The following is a 26,629-nucleotide window of genomic DNA, read 5'->3' on the forward strand; positions in this document are numbered from 1 at the left end:
CTCTACCGTTGTGGCCGTGACCACCGCTGTCGTCGGCGCGACAACTGCTGGACCAGCTGCCGCTGCCGAACCAGCCCTGACCCGCAGCTCCACCATCAGTGGGGTCGGTGCGCCAGCTGTCGCCGCGCCTACGGACGCTCTCACCGAACTACGACGTGCTCGCGCGGCGATGCTCGTCACCGACGACGCGCCCTATGCCGGCACCATTCCATGGCGGATCCCGCGTCCTGACCGCATCCAGGTCGTTGGAGATCCCTGGGACGAGGTCAGTCACCCCTGCCGGGAAGCGACGTACGCCCAGCTCAGCGGTGAAGCCTTCCGCAACCGCATTCTCGTATCGGATACAGCCACCAGCTATGACGCCTCCGTCGAAGAAGACGTCCTGCTGTTCCCTGACGCGGCGACGGCCGCCAGCGCCTACGATCAGCTCGCCACCGAGTTGACGACCTGTCAAGAGCGGCATGCTGAGACAGGCGCCGACCTCCCCGTCACGTACGTGGGCGACGTCGCCGACCCTACCGGCGGCCGGGGCACGGTGTGGAACGCCGATTTCGCCACGAGCGACCCCGAGTTCCTCGAGGACATGACGGCAGCAGTCGTTCAGCACGGGCGCGCGATCGCGGTCATCAGCGTCAACCGTTACGGCACGTTGGCGACCTACGACCCAGCCGCGGCCCTGCCGACGGCACAAGCCGCCCTCACCCGGCTCAGCTACTTCGACTGAGCACGTGGGGAGATGCCCAGATGCAGGCGCCTTCCTGGCCGGCCAAGATGCCGCCGCACATGTGGGGCCTCACGATGCACGACGTGGCCGCAACGTTGTCGGGGCGTCTAGCCACCTCCGCTGAAGGTGGGGGAGGGCTGGAAGTTGGTGATGCTGCCGTGGGCAGACTTCCCAGCCCACGTCGACTACCACCCCGGTAACGTGCTGGTCGGCGAGGATGGCACGCTGACCGGGATAGTGGACTGGATCGGCGCTGCACGCGGAGACGCACGGTTCGCGATCGTGGTCATGCGCTTCGCCGGCCCGCCAGACCGGTTGCAGGACGATGTCGCACGCCATATCGACCAAGCCCTCGATGAGCAGCTCACATCGGACGAACTGCGGCCCTACTGGGCCGTGCTGTCGCTGCGGCTGGTGGACTGGTCGATCCGACATTTCCCCGACCCGCTCACCGAACGCTGGCTCGACTTCGTCGAAACCCGGATCGACTAGCAGAATCCGAAAAGCGACCGCTAGGGAACGCCAACCGTCGATCCCTGCGCGAGCACGACGGCGACAATGCGGATGTCCGCAAGGGAACGACAACCGGACACGCCGGCCGGACAGGCGCGGGAGGACTGCGGTCGCGGCCGGCACGTCTCAGATAGGTGGTCCGGTGACAATCTCACTTCTCGAGGGGCGGATTCCAGCGGTCGATGCAACGCTTGTGTTTGCCTGTTGGGTGCTGAGCTTACTGTGCGGCGGTTGCTCCTGCGCTGTGCTCGGGCGGCAGGGTTGGTCAGGGCACCTGGTGACTACCGTGTTGTTCGATAGGGCCCTGAGCGGGCGGTTGGTCCTGCCAGCAGCAGCTACTTGCGCTGCGCAATCTGGAGCGCGGGTTTCTCCGGTCGAGCGCTCCGGGTTGGCCGTCGAATGGGGCGCGACGTCCGGCCGTGAGACCACCCAACCGCCAAGCTCGAACGCGCGACGCGGAAGTCAGGTGCCACCGGCCATCGCTTGGTGCTATCAAGTGGGCATGCTGAGGTTCGGAGACGTCACGTTCGTGACCCGCGATCCCGAGCGTCTGGCGGACATCTGGTCGACCGTGCATGGCCTGCCAGAGCTCAAGTCGTCGCCTCGAGGAAATCCTGCGTGCCCACGCGGGGGAGCGCTTCTCCCGCGTCTGCCATTTGACGCAGGCAGGCCCGTGCAACGTCCGCGGTCGACACGGGCCTCACCGCGCTTCCTCTGCGGGCCGGCCAGTGACAATCAATGACGCTGAACTCGAACGCCGGCTTGCCGAGGTTGGTGAACCGGCCAAGTCGGCATCGGTGCGGCTGGCCCGCGGTATCGGTGATCTCCTCGGCGACAACCTCGTTGCGATGTGGCTCTACGGGGGCCAGCTGGCTCCTGGCGGGTCGCCGGGCGACGTCGACCTGCATGTCGTCGTCCGGCGTGCCCCGGACAGTCACGAGCTCGAGCGAGTCAACAAATTGCACAGCACCATCTGCTCTGACCTCGCCATTTCGCAGCTCGACGCCTGGTACGTCCTGCTTGACGAGGCCCGCTCCTCCCGGCGACCTCGGGACCTGAACTGGCCAGCCGAGGAGCGCGATGAGAACTGGGCGATCAAACGTGCGCAATGGTTCGCCGGTGCCTACGTCCTGGTTCATGGTCTGCCACCGGAGCAGGTCGTTCCTCGCCCGGACCGGGCTGAGATCGAGGCGGAGCTGGTCGCCCAACTCACTGACGCCATCGCCATTGATGACCATCGCCATCCGGCCGGGCTGACGCTGCGGCTCTGCCGGGTTCTCCTCAGCCTCACCACCCAGAACGTTGTTCACTTCAAGCTCGACGCCGCTGCCTGGGCACTCGACAAGCTCTCGCCCGAATCGCGGGCACATGTCGCTGCGGCCGTACGGGTCTACCGCTGCGTCCCGGCGCCCGGTGATCGGTCCCTCATTGCCGAACGGGTGTCGGCCTTCTGTCGGGAGATCTGCTCACTGGTCGAGAGTCTGCCCGGGCGTTGAGCTTCAAACTGGGCACCCTGACTCCGCGCCCATGGCCGGCGGCGACCCGACCGACGGCTACGTGTGCGCTCCAAGCGGCGGCGTCTTCTTCGCAATTGTGCTGGCGCTGCGGATGGCTTGGCGAGCTCGTCAGGTGGCCGAGCCGGTCACCGCTGCGGCCGGGATGTTCGGTTGCGGGCTGCGCATTTCGGTCCGGAAACGAGCCTGAGGGGTGTCGTAGTCCAGGCCCTTGCGGGGTCGGCAGTTCAGTTCGCGCATCACGGTAGCGACGTGGGTGTCGGGGTGCACGGATAGGTCGGTCCCCTTCGGGAAGTACTGGCGGAGCAGGCCGTTGAAGTTCTCGTTCGCGCCGCGTTGCCAGGGGCTGGCTCGCTCGGCGAAGTAGATGTCGATGCCGGTGGCGGCGGCAAGGTCACGGTGTCGGGCCATCTCCACGCCCTGGTCCCAGGTCAGGGTTCGCTTCATGTGCGCCGGCAGTGGCGCGAACGCGCTGATGGCGGCGGCGTTGACCGTCTCAGCGGTGTGATCGTCCGGCAGGTTCACCACGATCCCGTACTGGGTTTTGCGTTCCCGCAGCGTCATCATCGCCGAGCCAGATCTGACGCCAAGGATGAGGCACCTTCCCAATGCCCTGCCTGCTGCTTGGTTTCGACCTCGGCCGGCCGTTGGTCGATCATCGTCATGTCGCGCACCGCCGCACCATGTCCGGACCGGGTCAGCCAGCGGGACTTGCGGATTCGCCTGCCGGTGCGAAGCTTGCGGCAGTAGCGCTTGTGCAGGCCCTTCCCGCCAGGGACGAGCAGCGCCCGGTAAATCGTTTCCGGACACAGCCACATGGGCCTGTCGTCGGGGTAGGTGCTGCGCAGCCAGCCGCTGATCTCGTCCGGTGACCAGCAGCGGTTCAGCTTGCGTTGCACCAGCTTCCGCAGCGCCGGGTTGACGGCCAGCCTGGCTCGCGGGGTCGGCGACGCTGTACTCGTGCGGCGTGGTCGGCGGTCTGGGGCAGGTAGCGGCCTTGTTCGTCACGGTGCCGATCGAGTTCGCGTTTGATCGTCGACGGGCTGCGGCCCAGCTCGGTGGCGATCTTCCGCTTCGAACAGCCCAGCCGCAACAAGTCCGCGATCTGCAGCCGCTCGCGCAGTGACAGGTAACGCCCCGACGGTGCGGCTGAGAGGGGCGGCGCAGACGCCTGCTGACGATGACGGGCACGGATCTGCACACCTGTACGTCGGCTCACGCCAAGGATCTTGCAGGCTGCGGTGTTCGTCAGCCCGAAACGCATCAGTTGTCAGTACCGCGTGTCGCGCAGTGCAACATCGCTACGCGGTCGCCGCGCTTGCAGCAGTAGCTCGACGTGACGTGCAGAGGTGCGCACCGCGCGACGCTCCGCTGCCGCCCGCGCGGCCCGGGCAGTCTTCTCGGCCTCCCGGCGTTCGGCCTCCCAAGCTGCTGCCCGACCTAGCGGGACCCGCAGCCGGGCCGCGGCCGCGCGAACTGACAGGCCCTGTTCGCGCATCTGCAAGAACTGTCGTCGCCACCACCGGTATGCAGTCGCCCGCGACACACCGGCAGCCCGCCGTGCCACCTCCAGCGCGCCCCGGCGAAGAAGCTTGTCCAGAACGCACCCTCGACACCTTCGGCGACAGCGAGATGGTGTCGTGGATCAACCCTGCGGGTGACTCGCTGCTGCTCCCAACGGTCCACCAGCGACGAGAAGTAGCCCAACGACGACTGCGCCTCAGCGGTGCTCACACCCTGCTCGCGTAGGGTCATGAACGCCTCCCGAAGCCACCGGTAGGCCGTCTCCGTGCCCACCCCGGCAGCACGGGCGGACGGTTTGAGACCGCGCCCCTCCTTCACCGAATCCAGAAACCGAACACCAGCAGCCGAATCCAATCCCAGGTACATCGCCCACCGCCTTCGAAGAAGGCGTTGCGTCGACCGATAGAATTTGGGGAGGGCTAACCGTACGCTGCCGATCATGCCGCGCTGCGCCAGGATGGCCGGAACGCTGGACGTTGCCTCTTTAGTAGAGGGCCGCAGGCGGCCGTCGCGTGGTGCGGGTTGTGGTGCGAACTGCGGTCACGCGATGCACGTGGAGTCGAATCCGGAGGGGCGGCACGACTGCAAAGTCGCAGGTAGAACGCCTGGGACAGCTCGGCGAGCGTTCTCACAATCCCTGGGTCGCGGGTTCGAGTCCCGCCCGCCCTACCCCTCTGACCTGGCGCGCGGCGTTGTAGCCGAGTGCCGGAACCGGGCGCGGTCCTTGGTGTACTCGATCCGGTTGGCCGAGGACTCCCGGCTGTCCGTGCGGCGATTCACGCCTTTGACCCTGGCAGGTTTGCGATTGAATAGCCGGAGTTCTTCCGGCAACAATTGCGGCATGCAGTTCAGTGCCGATCTTCGCGACCGAGTAGCGGACGGAACCATCACCGTCTCCTACCGGCTCTGGTCGCGACCGAAGGTCAAGGTCGGCGGCGTCTACCGGAGCGGGTCCGTGATGATTGAGATCGACGAGATCGAGCTGCTTCCGTTCTCGTCCATCAGGGAGGAGGATCTCGACCGGACAGGAGAGCCCGACCGTGAGACCCTTCGTCGTCGCGCTGCACACGCCGGTCCGATCCAAGACGACACGATGCTCTACCGGGTGGAGTTCCATGTGGTCAGGCAGTGCCCATGACGAGGTGACCCTCTACGCCATGCCTTTCGCCTTCATTACCGATTTGAGGTAGACGATGACGTCGTCGTGCGTGGGCTCCGACTGTAGGCGGGATGCATTGACCGCCCACTCCAGCGGGGTCAGGTCGGAGTTCCCGTACGGCTCGTCGGGCTCAGATCGCGCCGTCGGGTCAGCGCCACCCTCCACAAGCTTGCGGACCTGTTCGAGGTCTCCGCGCCAGGCGGCAATGTGAAGCGACGAAGCCGGCCACGGTGGACGCTCCAGCGCTTGCTGAAAAGCCTCGCGGTCGTGGACAGGCTCGCCGTGGGAGATGATCACACGCTCGAACGGAAGGTCCAGCATCGCACGCAGGTCAGGCAGAGCGCGTTCCTCGTGAGTGGGTGACATCCACACCCTCAACGATCCAGCTCGCTCGGTCAGGCCGTCGCCAAAGACCAGAGTCCCTTGTTGTGGAAGGTACAGTGGCGTCTCATGCCAGCCACGTGGATCCCGGAAAGGTAGCAGGCCCCCCGGCAGCTCACGGCCGGGCACGATCTTCTGCACCTCGGTTTCTGCCGGGCCCACCTTGTCGATCATGTCGGGATCAAAGGCGTTCGGGCCGAAGGCGCGGCATCGGTATCGGCGCACCAGCGCATCGACGCTCCACGTCTGGCGATCGCTCCAGGTCTCACGCATGTGATCGGCAAGCAGGACCGCAACCGCCGTAGGCGGTCTGTCGGCGAATCGATCCCATACGTCGGTCGCGTCCTCCGGCGGAAGCAGCGGGTCGACCAGCCACGTTTCGTCGCCTGCGTCCACGCAGACACTCGTCACCACCTCCTGCCAGTCGTGACCCTCACTCCAGGCGGGGTGCTCGAGCCGCCAGATCCAAAGACCTGGCGCGAGGTCGATGACCTCCACACTCGGGGAGATGCGCTGAGTCATCGCCGCATCATTCCTTTCACCTGCGGACCGTCCGCTGGCCGATCAGGGGCAGAGCCGGCAAAGCCAGTGTGGCAGGCATACCGGACATCCTTAGTCCTGTACGCAGCGATGCCGCACACCGAAGTACCCGAGTCGGGTCGGGCATTCGTTCGTGTGGCCAGCGGCAGATCCTTCCGTGCGTTCGCTTGTCACTCGTGCGGGGCGAGCGTGCGGGCGAGCAGGCCGGCGGTTTCCGCCAGCAGGTGGTCGTCCGCGGGAACACCCTCGAGTTCCTTGCTGGACATGACGGAGAGGACGAGCGTCGTACCCTTGGGTGTCCACACGATGCCGATGTCGTTCGCGGTTCCGAAACCGCCGGTGCCGGTCTTGTCGCCGAGCACCCAGTCGTCCGGCAGGCCTGCCCGGAAGCGCCTGCCGCTCGTGGTGTTGACCTTCAGCCAGGACACCAGCTGGGCGCGATGGAACGGCTTCAACGCACGGCCCAGGACGAGGTGCGCGTAGTCGCGGCCGATCGCCTCCGGCGTGGTGGTGTCCCGCACATCGCCGGGGACGCTCGCGCTCATGTCTGGCTCGTACCTGTCCAGTCGGGTGTACGAGTCGCCGAGGGAGCGGCAAAACCTGGTGAATCCGCCAGGGCCATCCGTCGCGCGCAGCAGCACATTGGCCGCCGTGTTGTCGCTGAGCGCGATCGTGGCCATACAGAGGTCGCGGACGGCCATCCCGGTGTTGACGAGGTTCTCGGTGATCGGCGACCAGTCGACCAGGTCGTCCTCGGCGTAGTAAAGGACGCGCTCCAGGTACTCGCCGCGGTTGTCGTAGTCGCGCATCACGTGCGCCGCGAGCAGACTCTTGAACGTCGAGCACATGGGGAACCGCTCGCCGCTGCGGTACCTGACGGTCTCGCCGGTACGTACGTTGCGCGCATAGACGCCGAGCCTCGCGGCGTACCGCTTCTCCAGGTCTTGGAGCTGTTGGTTGACGCCGGGGTCCGATGTCGCGGTGGCCATCGGAGTGGCGGTGACCGCGGCGGCCCCCGACACGAGCACGCCGGCGGCCGAGGCGGTGAGGCCGGTCTTGAGCAGCGAACGACGGGACACCGGTGAGGTCGAGGGCATCTGTGCTCCAGGTTCGAGAGAGGGTAACGACACGGGCGAGCCAACCAGCTCACCTGCGGTCATGTCCAAGACACAACATTGAACGAACCATGCAGATCTGATATGAGTCGGCCATGGACCTGTTCGTGCACCTCGAGACGTTCGTCGCCGTCACCGAGGAGCAGAGCTTCTCCCGTGCCGCGGATCTCCTCGGCATCGCACAACCGTTGCTCAGCCGCCGCATCAAGACCCTCGAGCGGGAGCTCGGCGGTGAGCTCTTCGACCGGTCCAGGCGGCAGATCGAGATCACCCGGTTCGGCAGTCTGCTGCTCCCGCACGCGCAGGATGTGCTGCGAAGGGTGGAGCAGCTGCGCAACGTGGCCAGGTCCGCCCAGGCGTCCGCGGTCCAGGTGCTCGGTGTGCCGCCGGACTGCGACCCGCCGGCGCTGGCCCGCGTCATCCGCGCCGCGGCTGACCGCGGGGTCGCTGTGAGCGTGCGGGAGCTGCCCGCACTGGCTCGCTCCGACGCCTTGGCGGACGGGTCCCTGACCCTCGCGCTGGTTCGCGTTCCCGTGGACGCAGCGGACTCCGCGGACCTCGACGTGCCGCTCGGCCTTGCCGGGGCGATGCCACGCGGCGGGCCTGGCGGGGGCGTCGCCCACCTGGAGAGCCTCCGCCCCCGCCGGGGCGCTGCTTCGAATGCCGACCCGGCGCTGCTCGTCACCCCGGAGGATGACCTGCCACAGTTCGTCGAGCAGCTGCGCAGGGCGATCGCTCGTGCCGGGCTGCCGGAGGAACGGGTCAAGGTCGCGTCGTCGACGGCGACCGCGCTCGCAGAGACCCTCGCCGGCACCGGACTGCTGCTCTGCACAGAGCAGTTTGCGCGACGCAACCAGGTCACCTGGGTGCGACTGCCCGACATCCCGGTGCGCAGGGGGTACCAGCTGGCACCCAAGGCCCCGGACTGGTTGCTCCCGTTGCTCGGCGCCGCCGTCGGGAGTGTCCCCGAGTACCGGCAGGACGCCGACGACGCGCGCACGCGACTGGCGGTGCAGGCGTGACCGTACGCCAACCTGCCTACGTCGCCAGCTCACCGAAGCTGCTCCCGCTCGCCCAGTCCGTCGCGACCGACTGGCAACGGCTCGGCGTCCAGGGGCACCTGCTCGCGCGGAACATCAGCACGGGGGATCAGTTCGGATTCGACGTCGACACGCCGCTGCCAATGGCGTCGGTCGTGAAGGTGCCGCTCGCGCTCGCCGTACTCCAACGCACCGCGACCGGTGCACTCGACGCCGCGCGGCAGATCACCATCGACCCGGGAGCAGCCAGCTTCGGGCCGACCGGAATCGCGGCGTACCGCCATCCCGTGACCATCGCGGTCGGCGACCTTGTGTACCAGATGCTCTCGGTGAGCGACAACGCGGCCGCGGACACACTCGTCGACCTTGTCGGCGTCGACGGAGTGCAGCAGAGCCTGCGTGAGTGGGGCTGCACCGACATCAAGATCAGGCACCGGATGCAACGGATGTACGACTGCGCCGCCGGTGTGGCGGGCAACGACTTCGGCCTGGCGATGGAGCTCGCGATCAAGTCCGAGAGCACCGGGCACCATGTGATCGAGCTGCTCGACCCCGGGCGGGGCAACGTCGCCAGCGCAGAAGCGCTCGTCGATCTCCTGCAGCGGGTGTGGCTCGACCAGATCGCGGTCCCGGCGGCGACTGCCGAGCTGCGCCGACTGATGTCGCTGCAGGTCTTCACCTACCGGCTGTCCTCCGACCTACGGACGGACACACTGCGGGTGAGCGGCAAGACCGGGTCGTTCCTCCATCTGCGGCACGAGATCGGCGTGGTCGAAGCAGAGTCCGGCGACCGGGTGGCGATCGCCGCCCTTACCCGGTCGACCCGCAGAGCGATGATCGCTCACGACGTCGACCTGGCCATCGGCGCCGCGGCCCGATCGGCGTTCGAGGCGCTACGCCGCTGAAGGCAGCGCCCGCTGCGCGCAAATGCGGTTGCCTGTCGGACGGCGACCTGCTTCGCTCCTGGACAAAGTATCGATCGATGAAAGGGGCCCCACGATGCGTCGTGCGTTCATGTCCACGCGAACTGCCAGCTATGTGGAGGACGTGACATGCAGTGCGAACGCTGAACCTGGGAATCTTGGCCCATGTCGACGCAGGTAAGACCACACTGACCGAGCGGCTGCTCTTCGTAGCCGGCGTCATCGACCAGCTGGGCAGCGTCGACGATGGCAACACTCAGACCGACTCGCTGCCGCTCGAACGCCAACGTGGCATCACGATCAAGTCCGCCGTCGTCTCGTTCGAGGTCAACGGGGTCGTGATCAATCTGATCGACACGCCTGGGCACCCCGACTTCATCGCTGAGGTCGAGCGCGTGCTGACCGTCCTCGACGGCGCGGTGCTGGTGGTCTCGGCGGTGGAAGGCGTCCAAGCCCAGACCCGCGTACTGATGCGTACCCTGCAACGGCTGGGCGTTCCCTCGCTGATCTTCATCAACAAGATCGACCGCAGCGGGGCACAAGAGGGGCCCATCCTGCAGGGCATCTCCGACAGACTCACCCCGGGCATCATTGCGATGGGATCTCCCTACGGTCTCGGCACCCACGATCCAGGATTCACGCCGTACGACCCGGCCGATCCTGGCTTCACCTCCCGGCTGACCAGCCAGCTCGCCGACCGTGACGACGCACTGCTTGCCGCGTACGTAGGCGACGAGAAGGTTCCGTACGACCAGGTCCGACATGCCTTGGTCACCCAGCTCCGTGCGGCGCAGGTGCATCCGGTGTACTTCGGATCGGCGGTCACCGGCGCCGGGGTCGAGGCCTTGATCGAGGGGATCACCGAGTTCCTGCCCACGGTCGAAGGAGACGCCGAAGGTCCAGTCGCTGGCTCGGTCTTCAAAGTCGAGCGCGGCCCGTCAGGAGAGAAGATCGCCTACGTCCGCGTGTTCTCCGGGACCGTACGCATCCGAGACCGGCTGCGCTTCGGCGACAATGCCGAGGGCAAGGTCACGGCCATCCACCTCTTCGACCACGGCAAAGCCGTCCATCAGGGCACGGTCACAGCCGGACACATCGCGAAGCTGACAGGCCTTGTCGACATCCAGATCGGCGACGCCATCGGCACGCCACGCACCACAGCTGGACACTATTTCGCTCCGCCTTCCCTCGAAACGGTCGTCGTGCCCAGCAATCCGGCCGACAAGGGCGCGCTTCACTCCGCGCTCACGCAACTCGCCGAGCAGGACCCGCTGATCAACCTTCGACAAGACGATGTCCGCCAGGAGATCTACCTCTCGCTTTACGGTGAAGTGCAGAAGGAAGTCATCCAGGCCACCCTGGCAAGCGAGTACGCCATCGACGTCACGTTCCGCGAGACCACGGCGATCTGCGTCGAACGACCTGCTGGCACCGGCACTGCACTCGAGGTGCTCGGGAAGGGAGAGAACCCGTACGTCGCCACGGTCGGGCTTCGAGTTGAGCCCGCGCCCGCCGGTGCCGGCATCGAGTTCCGGCCGGATGTCACGATCGACGGAATACCGATCCATGCGTTCAAGGACGTGGAGGCGTTCCGCAGGACGGTCGAAACCGCAGTGCGAAACGCCCTCCGGCAAGGAATCCACGGATGGCAAGTCACTGACTGCATCGTGACCATGACGAAGTCCGGTTTCGTTTCGGCAACGAGCGCGAAGGACTTCCGCCTCCTGACGCCATTGGTGCTGATGGACGCTCTCAGCCGCGCCGGCACCATCGTGTGCGAGCCCATCCACCGCCTCCATCTCGATGTCCCCGCCGACACCGTGGGGCAGATGCTGGCGGCCCTGGCGCGGTTGCGCGCACTGCCGGAAACACCGGTGATTCGCGGCTCGGAGTGCACCATCGAGGGTGTGATCCCGGCAGGACGAGTGCATCTGCTCCAAGAACAACTCTCGGGACTGACCCGCGGTGAAGGCGTGCTGGAGTCGGCCCTGGACCACTACGAACCGGTCAGCGGCACGGCGCCGAGCCGCCCGCATACAGGCGTGCATCCACTCAACCGGACCGAGTACCTACGGCAGATGAAGCGAGGTGTATGAGGCATCCTGGCATGGCCGCGGGGCCAGGTCGGCACGCCGCCTCCGCGCTGACCCGCGTGGTCATCTCGAGCGCTGTACGTCGCATCCAGGCCGATTGCTGAGGATGGTTAACCTGCCGTAGTGGGTTCTGATCGGGTAGGCGGCAGGGTCGTTGGGCGAGGCGCGGGATGGTATCGCGGCGATTGTCACGTGCACTCGGTTTACTCGGATGGACACCTGACGCCAGAGCAACTCGCCGCGGAGGCACGCACCGCAGGGTTGGACTTCATCGCCGCCACCGAGCACAACACGTCGGCCGGTCACGCCGCCTGGAGTGGCGTCGCCGGTGATGACCTGCTGGTAATCCTCGGCGAGGAAGTGACCACGGACAACGGTCACTGGTTGGCGCTTGGTATCCGCCCGGGTCAGGAGATCGACTGGCGGTACCGCGTGCGGGACGGCGTGCTCGGCCGGCACCTGGACGAGGTGCACCGCACGGGTGGCCTGTGCGTGGCAGCACACCCGCACGCCCCCTACCAGTCAGGGACGTTCATGTATCCCCATCAGGGACTCGACGTCATCGAGGTGTGGAACGGGCTGTGGGCGTCGGACCTGCCGTGGAGTGCCGACAACGCTGCGGCCCTTGCCGAATGGGGGCGCAACCTGGCCGCGGACATCCATTCCGGAACGTGGCGGCCCGCGATGGGCAACAGCGACACCCACTTCGAGAATCAGATGGGGATCCCGCAGACAGTCGTCCAAGCTGACGACTTCACCACCGGCGCCATCCTCGCGGGCATACGCGCCGGTCGGAGCTGGGTCGCCGAGTCCTCCAGCGTCGACCTCGCGGTCACGCTCTCCACCAACCACCGGACCGCCGGAATCGGTGAACAGCTCGAGACCGACAACAAGCCAGCCGTCGTGCGCGTAGCCGTTCAGGGCGTACCGTCCGGCTCGATCAGCGTGCACACCGACCGCGGCACCGTCCACCGCGCGTCACTGCCCGAGGATGGCGCAGGCGCGACCGAGTGGGCGACCACCGCCGAAGAATCGGACTACGTCCGCATCGAAGTACGCCACCCCAGCGGTGCCATGGCAGCGCTCACCAACCCCGTCATCCTGATCTAGACCGAGGTTGTCGGGCCCGCTGCCGGACGTGGCCGTGCGTTGGGAGGCTGGCTGGTTCCAGCCGGAACTGAGACTGATCCTTGCCGTCGAGCTCGACCGTCGGTAGAGCCGGCCACGGTGGCCGAAGGCCGGTCGACGAGGGGCGCAACCGTACGAGCCATGTCGGGAAGCTTCGGAAGGGCCTCGTCCAGGATCTGTCGTGCTGGGTCGTCGACGTATGACCGCACCTGCCAGGGCAGTCGGCCAATGCTTTGTCGAGGCGAGCGATGGCTGCACCGATCGCGTACGCCGTTGCCGCCGTGTCCGTCCCGAGTTCTTGGCTACCTGAATCGTTTCGGCACGAAGGGGAGCAGCACGTAGAGACGGTCTCCCACTCGTGTGTGGATTTCCGGCAGGGCCGGTTCGTACCCTCGGCCCTGCCGGGTTTGAATGCTGCGATCTGCGCTATTGCGTGTTGTTGGCGAAGGCGAGCAACTGGGCTTCGCTGCCGTTGAACCGGTCGAGGCTCACCTCGTGCTCACAGGTCTCGCATGCTCGCGTGCCGTCGACCCCAGGGACAGGGCCTCTGTCGTACAGAAGGAACGTGTAGGACCTCCAGCCGTCCGGCAGTACGGGAACGGGCCCAGACGTATTCACATTCGTCCACAGCGGAAGAGATCCGAAGGCTCTCGACCCGCCCGTGCACTGCTCCCACCACGACCGGCTGGTGGCGATGACAGGATTCCGGCCCGTTCGGGCGCGGTAGGTGTCGACGAACTCCCGGATCCACGCCACCATTTCGCTCTGGGTCAGGAAGGAACATGTCTCCTGGAAGTTCGGGTCAGGCCCGAGCATGAGAGCGCCTGGTAGCGTCTGGGTGGCCGCCGACCACGCCCCGCCGTTGTCGACGAAGAAGTTCGCCTGCGTCGCCGCTAGTCGGGCTGTGGGATGCAACGCCGCCGGGTTCGCCATATGGTAAGCACCGACGAACATCCCGGCCTCTCGCGCACCGGCGGTCTTCGTCGCGAATCCCGCGGTGAAGCCGTCGCCATCGGCACCCACTGTCGCAATGGCATACACGAACCGGCGGCCTGAGTTCGCCGCAGCCACCCAGTCTGTGCCGTTCTGCGTGTCCAGGAAGAGATCGAGCCCCTCGACCTCGACCTGCGTCGCCCGAGCCGCGGTCTGCACGGCCGCGCCGGCGGGTGTGACACCCACCAGCGTCATTCCAAGAACAGCCGCCAGCGCCAGTAGCGCAGCCCACCATCGTCTACCTCGACCGGTCACCGTGCGGTTCAACTTGCCACTCATCGATCCCCTCCTGTAGGTCCACGTACGCGGACATCAACAGGCACGGCATAACCAGCCCCACGGTTCACGCGATACGCCCATTCGAAGAGGCCGGATTCGGCTGTCTGGCCACGGATCGCAACTCCTGCAGTGCGGGACAGACTGGTGATGTGCGGAAAGGCCCCTGGCAGCGACTGCCACTTCATTCCGTTGCGGCCAGGTAGAAGGTCGCGGCCACATGCCACGTCGACGGTGCTCCTCCGGGGCGATACTTGGTTTGTCGAGCGGGCGGAGGCTGGTGGCGATGGACGTCTGGGCGTGGACCTTTCTCGTCGTTGCAGTCGCGGCGATCTTCATGGTGGTCTCCGGCGAGGTTGTGGTGACGTTCATCCTCACCGGCCTCTGGGTGGGAGTCATCTGGCTGCTCGTGACGTACGGCGGAGTGGTGATGGATGGTCCCGGCCCCGCGATCGTGATCGTTGTCGGCATGGTGATCCTCAGCATCGTCACGCTCGCCGCCATGGCCAGCGCCATCGAGGACCGCCGTTCGGACAAGACCTGATCTCAGAGCCACTCTGTCGCAGGTCATGGCTGTGCCATTGGACCTGTGAGAGCCGTACAAATCCGGCTCGACCGCGCCATCAGGACACCCACACGGTGCTGTGCGGCCCCGGCCGGGAAGGAACGTCCAGCTGGGTACGTTCGTCGACTCGAATAGAGACCAAGCGAAGACTCGAGTTCGCCGAGGGCCACTGAGTAGGTGTGGTGACCCGTACGAATCCGGCAAAGTGAGGCATCATGGCAAGGCTCTCTGAGCGCGTCCGCGCATTCTTCCACGGCGAGCAGGCACAGCGACTTACTCGTCAGGCCCGCGAGCAGCTGCGTAAGCCTGGGAACCAGCGGCGACTGCGGCAGTTGGTGCATCCACGCCGGCACCGGCACCACTGACCTGTCGGATCCGGGCGTTCCCTCCGCCTGAGCGTGAGATCCTCGTGTCCCGACTGCTCACAGGTCCAGGTCGACGACGACCGGGGCATGGTCGGAGGGATTCTTCCCCTTGCGCGCATCTCGGTCGACGTAGGCGTCCGTGACCCGCGAGGCCGCCGACCGGCTCGCAAGGAAGAGATCGATCCGCATGCCTTCGTTCTTGTGGAACCTGCCAGCTCGGTAGTCCCAGTAGGTGTAGGGAGTGTCGTACTTCAGCGCCCGTGGATTCACGTCATCGAGACCGAGCGCGCGAAGGTCGGCGAGTGCCCCTCGTTCCTCATCGGTGACGTGGGTCGAACCCACGAAGACGGACGGATCCCAGACGTCGGCGTCGGTAGGTGCGACGTTGAAGTCACCAGCCACGACGAACGCCTCCGAGGTGGCGAGCTCAGCTGCCAGCGCGTCGCGCAGCGCGGCGAGCCACGTCAGCTTGTAGTGGAAGTGCGGGCTGTCCGGGGTCCGTCCATTAGGCACGTACACCGACCACACCCGCAGCGGGCCACAGGTGGCGCCCAGCGCGCGGGCCTCGACGTGGGCGACCGGCGGGATGTCGACCAGCGCCGCGTCATCCTCATCCGGTGGGGGCGCGTAGCCCGGCTGGCCGGGGAACCCCCGGGTGATCTGTTCGAGTCCCACGCGAGACAGGATCGCCACGCCGTTCCACCTGCCGTCGCCGTGGGCGACCACCTGATAGCCCCGCTCGATCGCCCCCTCACCGGGGAACTTGTCTCCGGCGCACTTGGTCTCCTGCAGGCAGAGCACGTCGGGTTGGGCAAGGTCGAGCCAATCCTCGACGCGTGCCTGCCGGGCGGTGATGGAGTTGACATTCCAGGTCGCCACTCTCACACGTACCGTTGTACCGCACCGGCCCAGGTTGTCGTCGGTAGGTCCTGGCGACGCTCGCGGAGAGGTTCGATCAGCCGGGCCGGCGGGTGATACAACGGTACGAATGTATGACCGTCCGCTGATGCCGGGCCTTCGAAGGCGCCTGGCGCTCGCCTCCGCAAGGATCGGGGCGTGGGCGGCTCAGCGACGCTTCCTGGGCGTCGTCCTCGGTACGTACGCGCGGGTGTCTACCCGGTTGCGTCGTCCGGTCCAGGTCGTCGGCCTGGCCGGGCTGGCTGCCGGTGGGGCCTGGCTGGGCATGTTTCTCGGGCAGACCGCGGCTCCGGTGGGTCCGGTGGACACGACGATGCGGCTTGTGCCGTCGTGGGACGGCGAGTCGAAGGTTTCACTGCCGCCTCTCGGCACCCTGGAGCTCGACACGCACGACGGGCCCGTCCAGATCCAGGTCAGCGTCGACGCGATCAACCCGGTCGCGGCGAAGCGGCTCGTCGAGGACCCGCAGGCGCTTCGGGGGCTCGAGCCCGAGATCGTCGACGACGTGCGTACCGGTATCTACGCCACCGCGACCAAGGGGCTGATCACCGGAACACTCGGCGCGATGACGGTCACGCTGATCGTCATGCGCCGCCGGATCCCGACGCTCATCGCCGGCGGTGGAGCCGCCGTCGCGATCCTCACGGTGCTCAGCGTCGCGGGCGCGACGCTGGATCCGCGCGCTGTCGCCGAGCCGAAGTACACCGGCCTCCTTGCCAGCGCACCCTCTCTGGTCGGCAACGCCCAGGACCTCGCCGAGAGCTTCGGTGCCTACTCCGACGAGCTGGTACGCCTGGTCGGCAGCGTCTCCGAGCTGTACGACGTCACGAACACGCTCCCGGCCACCTCGGCGAGCGACGACGAGATCCGGGTCCTCCATGTCTCTGACCTGCACCTCGGCGAGCACGCGTGGGACATCATCGGTTCAGTCACCCGGCAGTACTCCATCGACGTGATCGTCGATTCCGGTGACATCACCGACCATGGCCTCCCGGCTGAGAACTACTTCCTGCAACCCATCCGGAACCTCGGCGTGCCGTACGTCTGGGTGCGCGGTAACCATGACTCGCTCATCACCGAAAAGGCGATGCGGGCGCTGCCGAACGTCGTGGTGCTCGACGGCAAGGTGAAGACGGTGAAGGGGATCCGGTTCCTCGGCGCGGGTGATCCGCGGTTCACCCCGGCTTGGAGGCGTGTCGTGCCGGAGTCGGACACCCGCGCGGTGGCGAACCAGGCGTTCGCGCTGGCGAAGGTCGCGAAGAACTCCTTTCCCGCCGTCGACGCGATCGTCTTCCACGACAGCGCCGGCGCGACGTTCTTCGACGGCCACGCGTCCTTGCTGCTCACCGGCCACGGCCACGAACACCTCGCCCGCGTCCTGCCGAAGGGCAGCCGACTCATGCAGGAAGGCACCACCGGTGGCGCTGGCATGCGTGCCCTGAAGTACGAGGAGCCGCAGCCGGTCGCGCTGTCGGTGCTCTACCTCGACCGGTCGACCAGGGAGCTTCGGGCCTGGGACCAGATCACGCTTGGTGGGCTTGGGCTCACGTCGGCCCAGATCGAACGGCACCAGGTGAAGCCGGACGAGGAGGCGGAACCGCCACCGAGCCCGATACCCACTCCGACCGGTTCGGTGCCCGAGACTCCGGTGTCGTCGCCGACCGTCAGCCTTGACCCGTCGTCGCCCTCCCCGTCGTCGCCCTCCCTTTCGTCTCCTCAGCCGGACGGACGCTAGCCGCCGAGTCGCAGCGACTGCCGGACGACCCGTACGGGACCGGACGCCGGTGGCGTACGCCTGCGCCATGATGGGGTGATGCGAGTGGTGGTGCTGTCCGACACCCACGCGCCCCGGCGGTGGCGGTCATGCCCCGAGCGGGTCGCCGCACACCTGCGGACGGCTCAGGTGGTCCTTCACGCGGGTGACGTGTGCACGGCAGCGGTGCTGGACGAGTTGGCTGCTTACGCGCCCGTGCATGCGGTCCGGGGAAACAACGACGGGCCCGACGTCGCCAACTGGGGCGCGCCGGACGAGGTGGAGCTGACACTCGAAGGCGTACGACTTGCGATGCTGCATGACAGCGGTCCGGCGGCCGGGCGCCTCGCCCGGATGCGCCGCCGCTACCCGGATGCCGATCTCGTGGTCTTCGGTCACTCCCATATCCCGCTGACGGAGACCGGGCAGGGTCTGCGGATCTTCAACCCCGGCTCGCCGACCGACCGGCGCCGGCAGCCACGAGGCACGATCGGAATCCCCGAGCTCGACGCCGGTCGGATCCTGGACGCCCGGATCGTCCCTGTCACCTGACTGCCGCCCGTCGCCGCCGTCCCGAGGCGGGCAAGGAGCCGGTCGGCGTCCGCGGAAGCGTGCCGGTTGCCACACGACCCGGTGTCCCTCCCAGTCCGACGGAAAGACCGGTGACCATGGATAGCAGGACCGTTCCTGGGTCGGTCGGCTGTCCGGGGCGTGCTTCTCGCCCGAGAACCGATGCGGCTGATGGTGTCGCCTCCCCGACATCGGCCGGATTCGGACGGGGTTCGGCCTCTCGCGTTTCGTCGTCTGGCCTCACTACGGTGCACGACATGTTGCTCACGCCAGAATCGCCTTATGCAGTTGACGTGAGAGCCGCCCAGAAATACGGCTCTGTTCCGGGACTGCCGGCATGGCAAGCGGACCGGTACCTCGACCTCCTCCTGCCCACACCGCGACCTCCCGAGCTGGCACCTGCCGTCCTCTACCTGCACGGGGGCGGTTGGCGTGCGGGGGAGCGCAGCACCGGCATGTACCCCTGGCTCAGCCCGCTGCTCGCCGCCCACGGGTTCGTCGCGGCCAATGTGAGCTACCGGCTGAGCGGACAGGCACCATTTCCCGCCCAGCTGTACGACGTCAAGGCGGCGGTCCGCTGGCTGCGGGCGAACGCGGAGGCGTACGGCATCGACCCCGAGCGCGTCGGGGTGTGGGGCGATTCGGCGGGGGGACATCTCGCCGCGCTGCTCGGCACCACCGCCGGTCGTGCCGATCTTGAAGGGGACTGCGGCTCGGCCGAATGGCCCAGCGCGGTGCAGGCGGTGGTCATGCGCTGTGCACCGAGTGACTTCCCCACGATGCCACAGGAGAACGCGGAGGTGCTCGACGCACTGTTCGGCGGGCCGCCTTCGGAAACCGCGGAGCTCCGCCGGTTGGCGAGCCCCGCGGAGCATGTGCACGTGGGTGTGCCGCCGTTCCTGATCGTGCACGGCACCCGCGACGAGATCGTGCCGTTCGAGCAGGCCGAGACCATGGTCCGCGCTCTTCGGGCGTACGAGCGGGAGGTGACGTTCCATGTCGTGGACGGCGGGCACCACAACCTGCTGGAGAACCTGGACCTGCCCTTGGGGAACGACCCTTGGGCGGACCTCGGCCTGCAGGCCCTCGACTTCTTCCGGCGGACTCTGGGGACCTGAACGGGCTACGCCCCGCGTGGGCCGGCTGGACGCAGTGTCGGCCACGGGCCGATCGCGGCCGAAGAGGCCGCCAACCCTCCACGAGATGCCATGGATCATGCATGATCCATCACCATGACGTCGATCCGCCCGTTGGGACGGGGCACGCTTTCCGACGCCGTGTACGAGCGCCTTGGTGAGTTGATCGGCTCTGGTGGCCTTGTCCCCGGCGAGAAGCTCGTCATCGACAAGCTGGCCAAGCAGTTCGATGTCAGCATCACACCGGTCCGCGAGGCGATGCGCCGGCTGCAGCGTGAGGGCCTGGTCACCGAGACCCCCTACCGCGGCATGACGGTCTCACGCGCGACGGACGAGCAGCTGCGCGAGCTGTTCGCGGTCCGAGGGGTGCTCGAGGGGTACGCGGCGGCCGAAGCGTGTCAGGTGATGACCACCGAGGATCTCGCCGTCACCGCCCGGTTGCTCGACGCTCTGGAACGCGCCACCGCCGACAACGACGTGCGCGAGTTCCGCCGGCTCAACACCGAGTTCCACGACAGCTTCGTCCACAAGGCACCATCCCAGGCACTGCAGGAGGCGATCGCCGCGATCGCCCGCAACACCGAGCGCTACCGGCACTCCGACGACGTCTTCGACCGTGCCTATCTCGAAGCGTCCCAGGCCGAGCATCGTGAACTGCTCACCCTGCTACAGCAACGCCGACGCGACGACCTCGAACGCCTGCACCGCCGCCATGCCATGACCTTCGTCGACCATCTGATCAGGGACGGACGAGCTAGTGAGGAAGGAGGAGCCGGGTGCGTATCACGAAGGTTGACACGTTCACGTTCTGGGCCGACTGGTGCAACTGGCTCTTCGTCCGGGTGTCGACCGACGAGGGCCTCGTCGGGTTGGGAGAGGGATCTCTGCACGGCGCCATCGCGTCGGTCGAGACCGCAATCAGGGAGGTGAGGCCCGCTCGGTCGCGCCACACAACCCCGGTGGACCGATTGCGACGCTTGCCTCGATCCACCTGGCCGCGGCGATCCCCCACTTCCTCGTTCTCGAGAACATGCCGCGGGAGTCCTCGGTCAGAGACCGCGTGTGTCCCGATGGCGTGACGCTCGTCGACGGCCACTTCGAGGTTCCGACAGGGCCCGGACTCGGTGCGGAGGTCGACGTGGAAGCCATCGCGGAGTTGAGTTTCCGACCGCAGCCGTTGTCGCAGTCCAGGAGCTGGTGGAGTTGAAGCGTACGCGCCGCCAGTAGCCCTCTCAGGTGGCCGGAACAGACCTTTCACGATTGCCTACCGACAGGAGGACTTCTCGTGTCACGCACAGGTGACGACGCCGAACGCCTCGGCCAGGTCGAGGACGCCATCTCCACGGCCTCGCGGTCGTCGGATCTGAAGATCACCGATATCCGCGTGGCGGTCGTGGCCAGCAACTACGACTACCCGATCATCCGGATCGACACCAACCAGGACGTGTACGGACTGGGCGAAGTCCGCGACGCGGGGCACAAGGAAAGCGCGCTGCAGTTCAAGAGCATGCTCGTCGGTCAGAACCCCTGCAACGTGGACATGATCTTCCGTGCCATCAAGCGATACGGCAACAGCGGTCGTGAGGGTGGCGGCGTCTCCGGGATCGAGATCGCCCTGTGGGACCTCGTCGGCAAGGTCTACGGCGTCCCCTGCTACCAGTTCCTCGGCGGCAAGTACCGTGACGCCGTACGGATCTACGGCGACACGCCCGCGCCGGCGGAGCCGACACCGGAGGCCTACGCCGACGTCGTACGCGCCCGTAAGGCTCTCGGTCTCACGTTCATCAAGTTCGACATCCGGCCGAGTCTGTTCACCGACACGCCGGGCGGCACGATCGGCCAGCCGTCGAGGTTCGAGCACGGCCTCGGTCGCCGATGGCGGGCACCGGGTGCCGGATCTCCCGCGAAGCTCACCGAACGCGGCATCGCACGTGCGGTCGAGGTGGTGTCCGCGGTGCGAGAGGCGGCCGGCTGGGACGTCTCGCTCTGCACCGATCACTTCGGTCATGGACACCTGACCGCGAAAGACGTCATCAAGCTCGCCGAGCCCTTGGAGTCCTACGGCCTTGCCTGGTTGGAAGATCCGATGCCGTGGTACGACGTGGCGGGGCACAAGCGGGTGACGGACGCGATTTCCACGCCGACGGCGGCGGGCGAGGAACTCTATCTGTGGGACGAGTTCCAGCCGTTCATCGAAGAGCGGGCCATGGACATTCTGCACCCCGACCTTCTCACCTCGGGTGGGATGCTGGAGACGAAGAAGATCGCCGACTACGGCGAACGCTTCGGCTTGACGACGGCGCTGCACTTCGCCGGCTCGCCGATCGCGTTCATGGCCAACGTCCACTGCGCTGCGGCGATTCCCAGCTTCGTGGCGCTCGAACACCACGGTCTCGACCTTCCCTTCTGGGAGAGCCTGGTGACTGGCCTGCCGGCGGACTATCTGACCGACGGCTACGTCACCGTTCCGGATGTTCCTGGCCTGGGTGTCGATCTCAACTACGCCGCCATCGAGGAGAACCTCCGCACACCCGACACGATGTTCCTTCCCACCGAAGAGTGGAACACTCCCAAGCTCGGCTTCTGGCGTCCAGACGATCGCTGGCGGGAGTGACGATGACGAGATTGGACCATCTGAAAGGCGTCTTCGGCCTGCTGCCCACGCCTTACACCGAGGACTACGAGATCCACACCGCCGATCTCCTGGCGGCGGCGGATTTCTGTTGTGAGACCGGGCAGCACGGCATCGTGTGGCCGGTCATGGTGGGGGAGTTCTACCTCCTGGGTGAGTCAGAACGTCTCCGCCATCTCGAACCCCTGCTGGAGAAGGCGAACGGCCGGCTGCCGGTGGTGTTCGGATGCTCCGGCACGTCCATACCGCAGGTGTTGCTGTTCGCCCGCGAGGCGCAGAAGGCGGGTGCAGACGCGATCATCGCCATGCCTCCGGCGCGTACGACGCAGGACGTGGGAATGGACATGTTCCGTCGGCTCGGCGAGGTCTTCGAGGGCCCGATCATCCTGCAGAACGCGAGCGACTATGTTCCGCTGTCGGCCGAACAGGTGGCGTCGGTCGTCGACGACGTACCCCAGATCGAGTACGTCAAGGAGGAACGCCCACCGGGACCGCGGCATATCGGGGAGATCCACCAGCTGCTCGGCGACAAGATCAAGACCATCTTCGGCGGGGTTGGCGGGCGCTTGCTTCCGGAGGAACTTGTCCGTGGGGCCGGCGGGTGCATGCCCGCCTGCCAGGTTGCCGATGTCCTGGCCAAGGTGATGGAGCAGTGGTGGGCCGGTGATGAGCCGGCCGCCCGGGACCTCCACCAGCGGCTCCTGCCGATCCTCATCCGGGAACGGCAGTCACTGATGCGCTACATCCTCAGGAGGCGTGGCGTCTTCACCTCGACCGTCCAACGGGCGCCCAGTGCGGCGCTCGAGCTCGACACGGACGACAAGCGGGAGATCTCGATCCTGATCGAGGCAATACGTAACGACGTCGGCGGCTATCCCTTCGGGGCGGAGTAGCGCAGGACATCGCGATCACTCTTGCGTTCGGCGGCGTCTGAGCGCCTGAGCCGCGCCCGGAACTCCGGCTTCTGTCCGACAAGGGCGGGGTGAGGGCGGTCGTCCGCCTGGCCGATATCGTGACAGTCTCGACGTCCGGCTAAGGAGATGGCACGTGGGTGACGACGCACCGCGGATCCTGTTGACAGGAGCGGCTGGCAGGATCGGCACGAGCCTGCGCGACACGCTGTCGGACTATCGCCTGCACCTGCATGACCGGGATCCGTCCGGCGTCCAGGCGCGGCCGAACGAGATGGTGTTCGAGGGTGACATCGCGGACTTCGCCGGCGTCCAGAAAGCGGCAGCGGGGTGCGACGCGGTGATCCATCTGGCGGCGGATCCCCGGGTTTCGGCGCCCTGGGACGACCTGCGCTCGCCCAACTTCGACGGTGCCTACCACGTGTTCGAGTCGGCCCGTCTGGCCGGCGCGCGTCGGCTCGTCTTCGCCAGCACCAACCACGTGACCGGCATGCTCGACCAGCAGGAGCGGTGGCCCCTCGACCCTGGCGGTGACATCGCGCCGGACTCCCTCTACGGCGCGAGCAAGGCGTTCGGCGAGGCGCTCGGACGCTACTACGCCGAGACCAGTGACCTGTCCGTCGTCTGCCTACGGATCGGCTGGGTGCTCGAACGCTACCTTCCCGACAACGCGGGCTGGCGGCGGATGTGGTTGAGCTTCCGCGACCTTGGCCAACTCGTCCGTAAGAGCCTCACCGCCGATGTCCGCTTCGGCATCTACTACGGCGTCTCGGCGAACACCCCGATGCGGTACGACCTCGAGAATGCCCGGCGGGAGTTGGGATACGAACCCGTTGACGACTCGGCCCGGATCGTCGCCGAGCTCGCCTGGTCGAAGGACGCGTCGCAGCCCTAGCTCCCGGGTCCCGCGCGCGGAGGCCTGGAGCCTCACTGCTGCCACCGGGCGAACGGCTCGTCGGCACCGGGCGTCGGGACGTACTGGAGCTGGCCCGGCGCCAGTCGGTGCAGGGCGTCCTGCATCTGCGTGAGGATCGGGGGAGTCCGCTCGACGCCGGGGACGAACTCCTTGGGTGCGGCATAGATGATGCGGGCCAGCCCGGCGACGGCACATGCCGCGTGGCACATCACGCAGGGCTCGCAGCTCGACACGACGGTCGCCCCGGTGAGGTTCTCCAGGCCGTGCCGGGAGCAGGCGGCGCGGATGGCGGCCACCTCGGCATGCGCCGTCGGATCGTTGTCCTGCGCGGTGGTGTTGACGCCGGTGCCGAGCACCTGCCCGTCTCGGACCACGAGGGCGCCGAACGGGGCTCGACCGACGCCCGCGTTGTCCAAAGCGAGCTGGACGACCTGCCGCAGGAGATCACTGTCAGCCGGAGCCAGTCCCGGCTCGTCACTGGACGTCATGCGGGAATCGTAACGTTCCGGGCGTTCCGGCCCTGCCCGTCGAGATTCCAGGCGATCACGTGTCGCGGATGATGCCGATGAGGTCCCGGCTGAAGCCGTCCCCGTGGCCGCCGACGCTAGGAGGTCTTCCCGGTGGCGAGCAGCTTCTCCAGCTTGGGTCGAACCTCCTTCATCGCCTCGGCCGCGGAGCGTTTGCCCATCAGGACCGACTCCCAGACCGGCGTGAAGACGTTGCCCCACTCGACGACGTACCCGCCGTAGTGCTTGCCCGTCTTGTCACCTGGCGTACGAAGGAACTCAGGGTTGAGCTCGTCGAGGAAGACCTGCTTGCTCATGGGTTTCGTCGACGGATCGAGGAACACGTCGCCCTCGGCGAGCTCCCGGAGCGACGGCACGCTCTGGCCGAGCGAGGAGACGATCTTCTGGCCGTCGGCCGAGGTACAGAAGGAGATCCAGTCCCAGGCGGCCTGCTTCTCCTCGTCCGGTGCCTTCGCCGTGACCGAAAGCGGGGAGTACCAACCCGTGGAGACCTTCTTACGCCCGACCGGGAAGGGGACGACGTCCCAGTCGAACTTCGCCGCCCGGTTGCGCACCGTCGCCCACACGCCGTCATAGACCATCGCGACGTTGCCGGTCAGGAAGGAGAGCTGGCCGGACTGCTGGTAGGCAGGACTCGGGGCAATCGCGTGCTTGACGCCAAGGTCGGCAACGAACTGCAGACCTTCCACCGCCTCTGGTTCGTCCAACGGCACTCGGCGATCCTCGGTGATCACCTCGCCCTCGCTCGCCCACACCCACGGCCAGGGAGTGCCACCGGCCGCGGGGTCGAAGCCGTACTGCTTGACCCGCCTCGGATCGAAGCCGGCCTGGCCGGGGCTCTTGCCGTTGCGGTCGACGGTGAGCTGACGGCCGTACTCGACCACTTCGTCCCAGGTCATCGGCGTCGTCGGGTCGGGCGGTTCGATGCCGGCCTTCTCGAACAGGTCGAGGTTGCAGTAGATCGCCATCGACCCCCCGTCATAGGGCAGGCCGTACGTCTTGCCTTCGTACTCCGAGGTGTCCCACGCGGTCGGCAGGAACTCGTCCTTCTTGAACCGGGGGTCGCTCTTGATCAGATCGTCGAGTGGCTCGAGCGCACCCGCCCGAATCGACGACGTGATCGTGCACGAGCACTCGAAGAGCGCATCCGGCGGCGTGCCACTCGCGAGTTTGAGCTGGAACTTCTGGTAGAAGTCGCCCGGCACCTGCTCGATGTTCACCTTGGTGTCGGGATTGCGGGTGGCGAACTCCTCACGCAGTTGGCGGAACACCTTCCAGATCGCCTGGTCGCCACGGGCGAAGAAGTCGACTCCCGCACTGTCGCTGCCGCCCGCGCCGCCGGATCCGCCGGTGAAGCCACTGCAGGCCGACGTGAAGCCTCCGGCCGCAAGGGCGAGGCCGAGCGAGCCGGCGCCCAGGAGGAACCCGCGCCGGCTGTGGAGCGGAGACTGTCTCGGAGCATCCACGATGATGCCTTCCTTTCGAGCAGGGCGTCGTCACTACGCCTTGAGGCCTGTGAGCACGATTCCGCGGATGAATGTCTTCTGCGCCAGGAAGAACAGCACCACCACCGGCGCCACCATGATGACGGAGACGGCCATGACGAGATGGGTCATGTCCCGGCCCCACTGCAGACCCTGTAGCGCTGAGATTCCCAGCGCGAGGGTCCACTTCTCTTCGCTCGTGAGGTAGACCAACGGACCGAAGAAGTCGTTCCAGTGTGAGAGGAACGAGAACACCGTCACGACCGCGATCGCCGGTCTGGACAGCGGAAGAATGATCTGGGTGAGGATCACCCAGGGGCTCGCCCCGTCGATCCGGGCCGCCTCGTCGAGTTCCATCGGCAGCGTACGGAAGAACTGCCGGAGCAGGAAGATGAAGAACGCACTGCCGGCGCCGAACCAGTAGGGCACGGTCAACGGCAGGAAGGTGTCCAACCAGTTCAGCGACTTGAAGAGGATGAACGTCGGGATCAATGTCACGGTGTACGGCACCATGAGCGTGGCCAGCACGATGGCGAAGAAGATGTCGCGGCCGGGCCAGCGCAGTCGCGAGAACGCGAAGGCACACAGCACCGACGTCACCACCTGCCCCGCGGTCGCGACGAACGTGATGACGAGTGTGTTCTCCAGATACTGCAGGAAGGGAAGTGCGGAGAGGACCTCGGTGAAGTTGCTCCAACGCACCGGTTCGGGGATCCACTCCGGCGGTAGGACGAAGATGTTCTCCGGCCCCTTCAGGGAGCTGCTGATCAGCCATGCGAACGGCAGCAGCATGACGAGCCCGCCTCCGGTCAGCAGGACGTACGCCACCACGCGACGGATCCGACCGGTCGGCCGCCGGCGCGGTGCGGCCGGTGCCTCGCCCAGGTCGACTGTCAGGGGACCGCTTCCCGTCGTCGTGGTGGCCACCT

28 protein-coding genes are annotated in these 26,629 nt (G+C 66.9%); 18 read left to right on the forward strand and 10 right to left on the reverse strand.

The window, feature by feature from the left end; all coding sequences use genetic code 11:
* Window positions 1-16 precede the first annotated feature (16 nt).
* The 3 genes from ABN034_RS16005 (at window position 17) to ABN034_RS16015 (ending at window position 2,733) form a co-directional block, all read left to right on the forward strand.
* The gene (locus tag ABN034_RS16005) at window positions 17-724 is read left to right on the forward strand and encodes a sensor domain-containing protein (protein WP_349691807.1); all 708 of its coding nucleotides are present in this window, start codon (window positions 17-19) and stop codon (window positions 722-724) included.
* A 150-nt stretch (window positions 725-874) separates the two neighbouring features.
* A complete protein-coding gene (locus tag ABN034_RS16010) occupies window positions 875-1,216 on the forward strand; it encodes a phosphotransferase (RefSeq protein ID WP_349692012.1) in 342 nt (113 codons plus the stop codon).
* Between the two features lie 749 nt (window positions 1,217-1,965).
* Complete coding sequence (locus ABN034_RS16015; RefSeq protein ID WP_349691808.1) at window positions 1,966-2,733, forward strand: aminoglycoside adenylyltransferase domain-containing protein; 768 nt, start codon at window positions 1,966-1,968, stop codon at window positions 2,731-2,733.
* Window positions 2,734-2,862: 129 nt separating this feature from the next.
* Here the strand turns inward: ABN034_RS16015 and ABN034_RS16020 are convergent, their stop codons facing one another.
* Genes ABN034_RS16020 through ABN034_RS34435 form a run of 3 tightly spaced genes read right to left on the reverse strand, consistent with a single transcriptional unit; the run spans window position 2,863 to window position 4,015 of the window.
* Window positions 2,863-3,318: an IS30 family transposase gene (locus ABN034_RS16020; protein ID WP_349691809.1), complete on the reverse strand. Its 456-nt coding sequence runs from the start codon at window positions 3,316-3,318 to the stop codon at window positions 2,863-2,865.
* A complete protein-coding gene (locus tag ABN034_RS16025) occupies window positions 3,315-3,650 on the reverse strand; it encodes a hypothetical protein (RefSeq protein ID WP_349691810.1) in 336 nt (111 codons plus the stop codon). The genes ABN034_RS16020 and ABN034_RS16025 overlap by 4 nt, the downstream gene beginning before the upstream one ends.
* On the reverse strand, window positions 3,635-4,015 hold the full coding sequence (locus ABN034_RS34435) for a helix-turn-helix domain-containing protein (protein WP_502879053.1): 381 nt from the start codon (window positions 4,013-4,015) through the stop codon (window positions 3,635-3,637). The genes ABN034_RS16025 and ABN034_RS34435 overlap by 16 nt, the downstream gene beginning before the upstream one ends.
* A 1,101-nt stretch (window positions 4,016-5,116) precedes the next feature.
* Here ABN034_RS34435 and ABN034_RS16030 point away from each other — a divergent pair.
* On the forward strand, window positions 5,117-5,413 hold the full coding sequence (locus ABN034_RS16030) for an ASCH domain-containing protein (protein ID WP_349691811.1): 297 nt from the start codon (window positions 5,117-5,119) through the stop codon (window positions 5,411-5,413).
* A gap of 12 nt (window positions 5,414-5,425) precedes the next feature.
* Here the strand turns inward: ABN034_RS16030 and ABN034_RS16035 are convergent, their stop codons facing one another.
* Both ABN034_RS16035 and bla read right to left on the reverse strand, forming a co-directional pair.
* The gene (locus ABN034_RS16035; protein ID WP_349691812.1) at window positions 5,426-6,088 is read right to left on the reverse strand and encodes an MBL fold metallo-hydrolase; all 663 of its coding nucleotides are present in this window, start codon (window positions 6,086-6,088) and stop codon (window positions 5,426-5,428) included.
* A 437-nt stretch (window positions 6,089-6,525) separates the two neighbouring features.
* The gene (bla, locus tag ABN034_RS16040; RefSeq protein ID WP_349691813.1) at window positions 6,526-7,452 is read right to left on the reverse strand and encodes a class A beta-lactamase; all 927 of its coding nucleotides are present in this window, start codon (window positions 7,450-7,452) and stop codon (window positions 6,526-6,528) included.
* 113 nt (window positions 7,453-7,565) lie between these two features.
* Here bla and ABN034_RS16045 point away from each other — a divergent pair, with 113 nt between their 5' ends.
* The 4 genes from ABN034_RS16045 to ABN034_RS16060 all read left to right on the forward strand — a co-directional run bounded on the left by ABN034_RS16045 (window position 7,566) and on the right by ABN034_RS16060 (window position 12,636).
* Entirely contained in the window at window positions 7,566-8,492 is a 927-nt protein-coding gene (locus ABN034_RS16045) for a LysR family transcriptional regulator (protein ID WP_349691814.1), read from the forward strand.
* The gene (locus ABN034_RS16050) at window positions 8,489-9,415 is read left to right on the forward strand and encodes a serine hydrolase (protein WP_349691815.1); all 927 of its coding nucleotides are present in this window, start codon (window positions 8,489-8,491) and stop codon (window positions 9,413-9,415) included. The genes ABN034_RS16045 and ABN034_RS16050 overlap by 4 nt, the downstream gene beginning before the upstream one ends.
* Before the next feature lie 152 nt (window positions 9,416-9,567).
* Window positions 9,568-11,529: a GTP-binding protein gene (locus ABN034_RS16055; RefSeq protein ID WP_349691816.1), complete on the forward strand. Its 1,962-nt coding sequence runs from the start codon at window positions 9,568-9,570 to the stop codon at window positions 11,527-11,529.
* Window positions 11,530-11,649: 120 nt separating this feature from the next.
* A complete protein-coding gene (locus ABN034_RS16060) occupies window positions 11,650-12,636 on the forward strand; it encodes a CehA/McbA family metallohydrolase (protein ID WP_349691817.1) in 987 nt (328 codons plus the stop codon).
* A 444-nt stretch (window positions 12,637-13,080) separates the two neighbouring features.
* On the opposite strand, the gene ABN034_RS16065 is transcribed toward ABN034_RS16060, so the two are convergent.
* Entirely contained in the window at window positions 13,081-13,926 is an 846-nt protein-coding gene (locus ABN034_RS16065) for a GH25 family lysozyme (RefSeq protein ID WP_349691818.1), read from the reverse strand.
* Between the two features lie 283 nt (window positions 13,927-14,209).
* Between ABN034_RS16065 and ABN034_RS16070 the strand changes: the two genes are divergently transcribed.
* Window positions 14,210-14,467 (forward strand): hypothetical protein, encoded by a 258-nt coding sequence (locus ABN034_RS16070; RefSeq protein ID WP_349691819.1) that lies wholly within the window; start codon window positions 14,210-14,212, stop codon window positions 14,465-14,467.
* Between the two features lie 236 nt (window positions 14,468-14,703).
* Window positions 14,704-14,853, forward strand: a complete 150-nt coding sequence (locus tag ABN034_RS16075; RefSeq protein WP_349329036.1) for a hypothetical protein — start codon at window positions 14,704-14,706, stop codon at window positions 14,851-14,853.
* A 57-nt stretch (window positions 14,854-14,910) separates the two neighbouring features.
* On the opposite strand, the gene ABN034_RS16080 is transcribed toward ABN034_RS16075, so the two are convergent.
* A complete protein-coding gene (locus ABN034_RS16080) occupies window positions 14,911-15,738 on the reverse strand; it encodes an exodeoxyribonuclease III (RefSeq protein ID WP_349691820.1) in 828 nt (275 codons plus the stop codon).
* Between the two features lie 103 nt (window positions 15,739-15,841).
* On the opposite strand from ABN034_RS16080, the gene ABN034_RS16085 reads away from it, so the two are divergent.
* The 8 genes from ABN034_RS16085 (at window position 15,842) to ABN034_RS16115 (ending at window position 23,668) form a co-directional block, all read left to right on the forward strand.
* Window positions 15,842-17,506: a metallophosphoesterase family protein gene (locus ABN034_RS16085; protein WP_349691821.1), complete on the forward strand. Its 1,665-nt coding sequence runs from the start codon at window positions 15,842-15,844 to the stop codon at window positions 17,504-17,506.
* A 78-nt stretch (window positions 17,507-17,584) separates the two neighbouring features.
* Window positions 17,585-18,076 carry a metallophosphoesterase family protein gene (locus ABN034_RS16090; RefSeq protein ID WP_349691822.1) on the forward strand — a complete coding sequence of 164 codons (492 nt, stop codon included), beginning with the start codon at window positions 17,585-17,587 and terminating at the stop codon, window positions 18,074-18,076.
* Window positions 18,077-18,351: 275 nt separating this feature from the next.
* The gene (locus ABN034_RS16095) at window positions 18,352-19,212 is read left to right on the forward strand and encodes an alpha/beta hydrolase fold domain-containing protein (protein ID WP_349691823.1); all 861 of its coding nucleotides are present in this window, start codon (window positions 18,352-18,354) and stop codon (window positions 19,210-19,212) included.
* Window positions 19,213-19,326: 114 nt separating this feature from the next.
* The gene (locus ABN034_RS16100) at window positions 19,327-20,160 is read left to right on the forward strand and encodes a GntR family transcriptional regulator (RefSeq protein ID WP_349691824.1); all 834 of its coding nucleotides are present in this window, start codon (window positions 19,327-19,329) and stop codon (window positions 20,158-20,160) included.
* A complete protein-coding gene (locus ABN034_RS34440) occupies window positions 20,051-20,437 on the forward strand; it encodes an enolase C-terminal domain-like protein (protein WP_502879054.1) in 387 nt (128 codons plus the stop codon). The genes ABN034_RS16100 and ABN034_RS34440 overlap by 110 nt, the downstream gene beginning before the upstream one ends.
* 78 nt (window positions 20,438-20,515) lie before the next feature.
* Window positions 20,516-21,844, forward strand: coding sequence for a mandelate racemase/muconate lactonizing enzyme family protein (locus ABN034_RS16105; RefSeq protein WP_349691825.1), 1,329 nt, complete (start codon window positions 20,516-20,518; stop codon window positions 21,842-21,844).
* 2 nt (window positions 21,845-21,846) lie between these two features.
* The gene (locus ABN034_RS16110) at window positions 21,847-22,755 is read left to right on the forward strand and encodes a dihydrodipicolinate synthase family protein (protein WP_349691826.1); all 909 of its coding nucleotides are present in this window, start codon (window positions 21,847-21,849) and stop codon (window positions 22,753-22,755) included.
* A gap of 154 nt (window positions 22,756-22,909) precedes the next feature.
* The gene (locus ABN034_RS16115; protein WP_349691827.1) at window positions 22,910-23,668 is read left to right on the forward strand and encodes an NAD-dependent epimerase/dehydratase family protein; all 759 of its coding nucleotides are present in this window, start codon (window positions 22,910-22,912) and stop codon (window positions 23,666-23,668) included.
* A gap of 32 nt (window positions 23,669-23,700) precedes the next feature.
* On the opposite strand, the gene ABN034_RS16120 is transcribed toward ABN034_RS16115, so the two are convergent.
* From ABN034_RS16120 to ABN034_RS16130, 3 genes are all read right to left on the reverse strand, one after another.
* Window positions 23,701-24,177, reverse strand: a complete 477-nt coding sequence (locus tag ABN034_RS16120) for a nucleoside deaminase (protein WP_349691828.1) — start codon at window positions 24,175-24,177, stop codon at window positions 23,701-23,703.
* Between the two features lie 116 nt (window positions 24,178-24,293).
* A complete protein-coding gene (locus ABN034_RS16125; protein ID WP_349691829.1) occupies window positions 24,294-25,682 on the reverse strand; it encodes an ABC transporter substrate-binding protein in 1,389 nt (462 codons plus the stop codon).
* 33 nt (window positions 25,683-25,715) lie between these two features.
* Entirely contained in the window at window positions 25,716-26,627 is a 912-nt protein-coding gene (locus tag ABN034_RS16130; RefSeq protein WP_349691830.1) for a carbohydrate ABC transporter permease, read from the reverse strand.
* Window positions 26,628-26,629 lie beyond the last annotated feature (2 nt).

Source organism: Actinopolymorpha sp. B11F2 (assembly GCF_040195635.1).
Lineage (GTDB): Bacteria > Actinomycetota > Actinomycetes > Propionibacteriales > Actinopolymorphaceae > Thermasporomyces.

Excerpts from the sequence above, each read along its gene's own strand:
- ABN034_RS16010 (WP_349692012.1), top strand. The coding sequence starts at position 875 with ATGCTGCCGTGGGCAGACTTCCCAGCCCACGTCGACTACCACCCCGGT.
- ABN034_RS16020 (WP_349691809.1), bottom strand. The coding sequence starts at position 3,318 with ATGATGACGCTGCGGGAACGCAAAACCCAGTACGGGATCGTGGTGAAC.
- ABN034_RS34435 (WP_502879053.1), bottom strand. The coding sequence starts at position 4,015 with ATGCGTTTCGGGCTGACGAACACCGCAGCCTGCAAGATCCTTGGCGTG.
- ABN034_RS16030 (WP_349691811.1), top strand. The coding sequence starts at position 5,117 with ATGCAGTTCAGTGCCGATCTTCGCGACCGAGTAGCGGACGGAACCATC.
- ABN034_RS16035 (WP_349691812.1), bottom strand. The coding sequence starts at position 6,088 with ATGCGTGAGACCTGGAGCGATCGCCAGACGTGGAGCGTCGATGCGCTG.
- bla (WP_349691813.1), bottom strand. The coding sequence starts at position 7,452 with ATGCCCTCGACCTCACCGGTGTCCCGTCGTTCGCTGCTCAAGACCGGC.
- ABN034_RS16045 (WP_349691814.1), top strand. The coding sequence starts at position 7,566 with ATGGACCTGTTCGTGCACCTCGAGACGTTCGTCGCCGTCACCGAGGAG.
- ABN034_RS16065 (WP_349691818.1), bottom strand. The coding sequence starts at position 13,926 with ATGAGTGGCAAGTTGAACCGCACGGTGACCGGTCGAGGTAGACGATGG.
- ABN034_RS16070 (WP_349691819.1), top strand. The coding sequence starts at position 14,210 with ATGGACGTCTGGGCGTGGACCTTTCTCGTCGTTGCAGTCGCGGCGATC.
- ABN034_RS16075 (WP_349329036.1), top strand. The coding sequence starts at position 14,704 with ATGGCAAGGCTCTCTGAGCGCGTCCGCGCATTCTTCCACGGCGAGCAG.
- ABN034_RS16085 (WP_349691821.1), top strand. The coding sequence starts at position 15,842 with ATGTATGACCGTCCGCTGATGCCGGGCCTTCGAAGGCGCCTGGCGCTC.
- ABN034_RS16090 (WP_349691822.1), top strand. The coding sequence starts at position 17,585 with ATGCGAGTGGTGGTGCTGTCCGACACCCACGCGCCCCGGCGGTGGCGG.
- ABN034_RS16095 (WP_349691823.1), top strand. The coding sequence starts at position 18,352 with ATGTTGCTCACGCCAGAATCGCCTTATGCAGTTGACGTGAGAGCCGCC.
- ABN034_RS16100 (WP_349691824.1), top strand. The coding sequence starts at position 19,327 with ATGACGTCGATCCGCCCGTTGGGACGGGGCACGCTTTCCGACGCCGTG.
- ABN034_RS16110 (WP_349691826.1), top strand. The coding sequence starts at position 21,847 with ATGACGAGATTGGACCATCTGAAAGGCGTCTTCGGCCTGCTGCCCACG.
- ABN034_RS16120 (WP_349691828.1), bottom strand. The coding sequence starts at position 24,177 with ATGACGTCCAGTGACGAGCCGGGACTGGCTCCGGCTGACAGTGATCTC.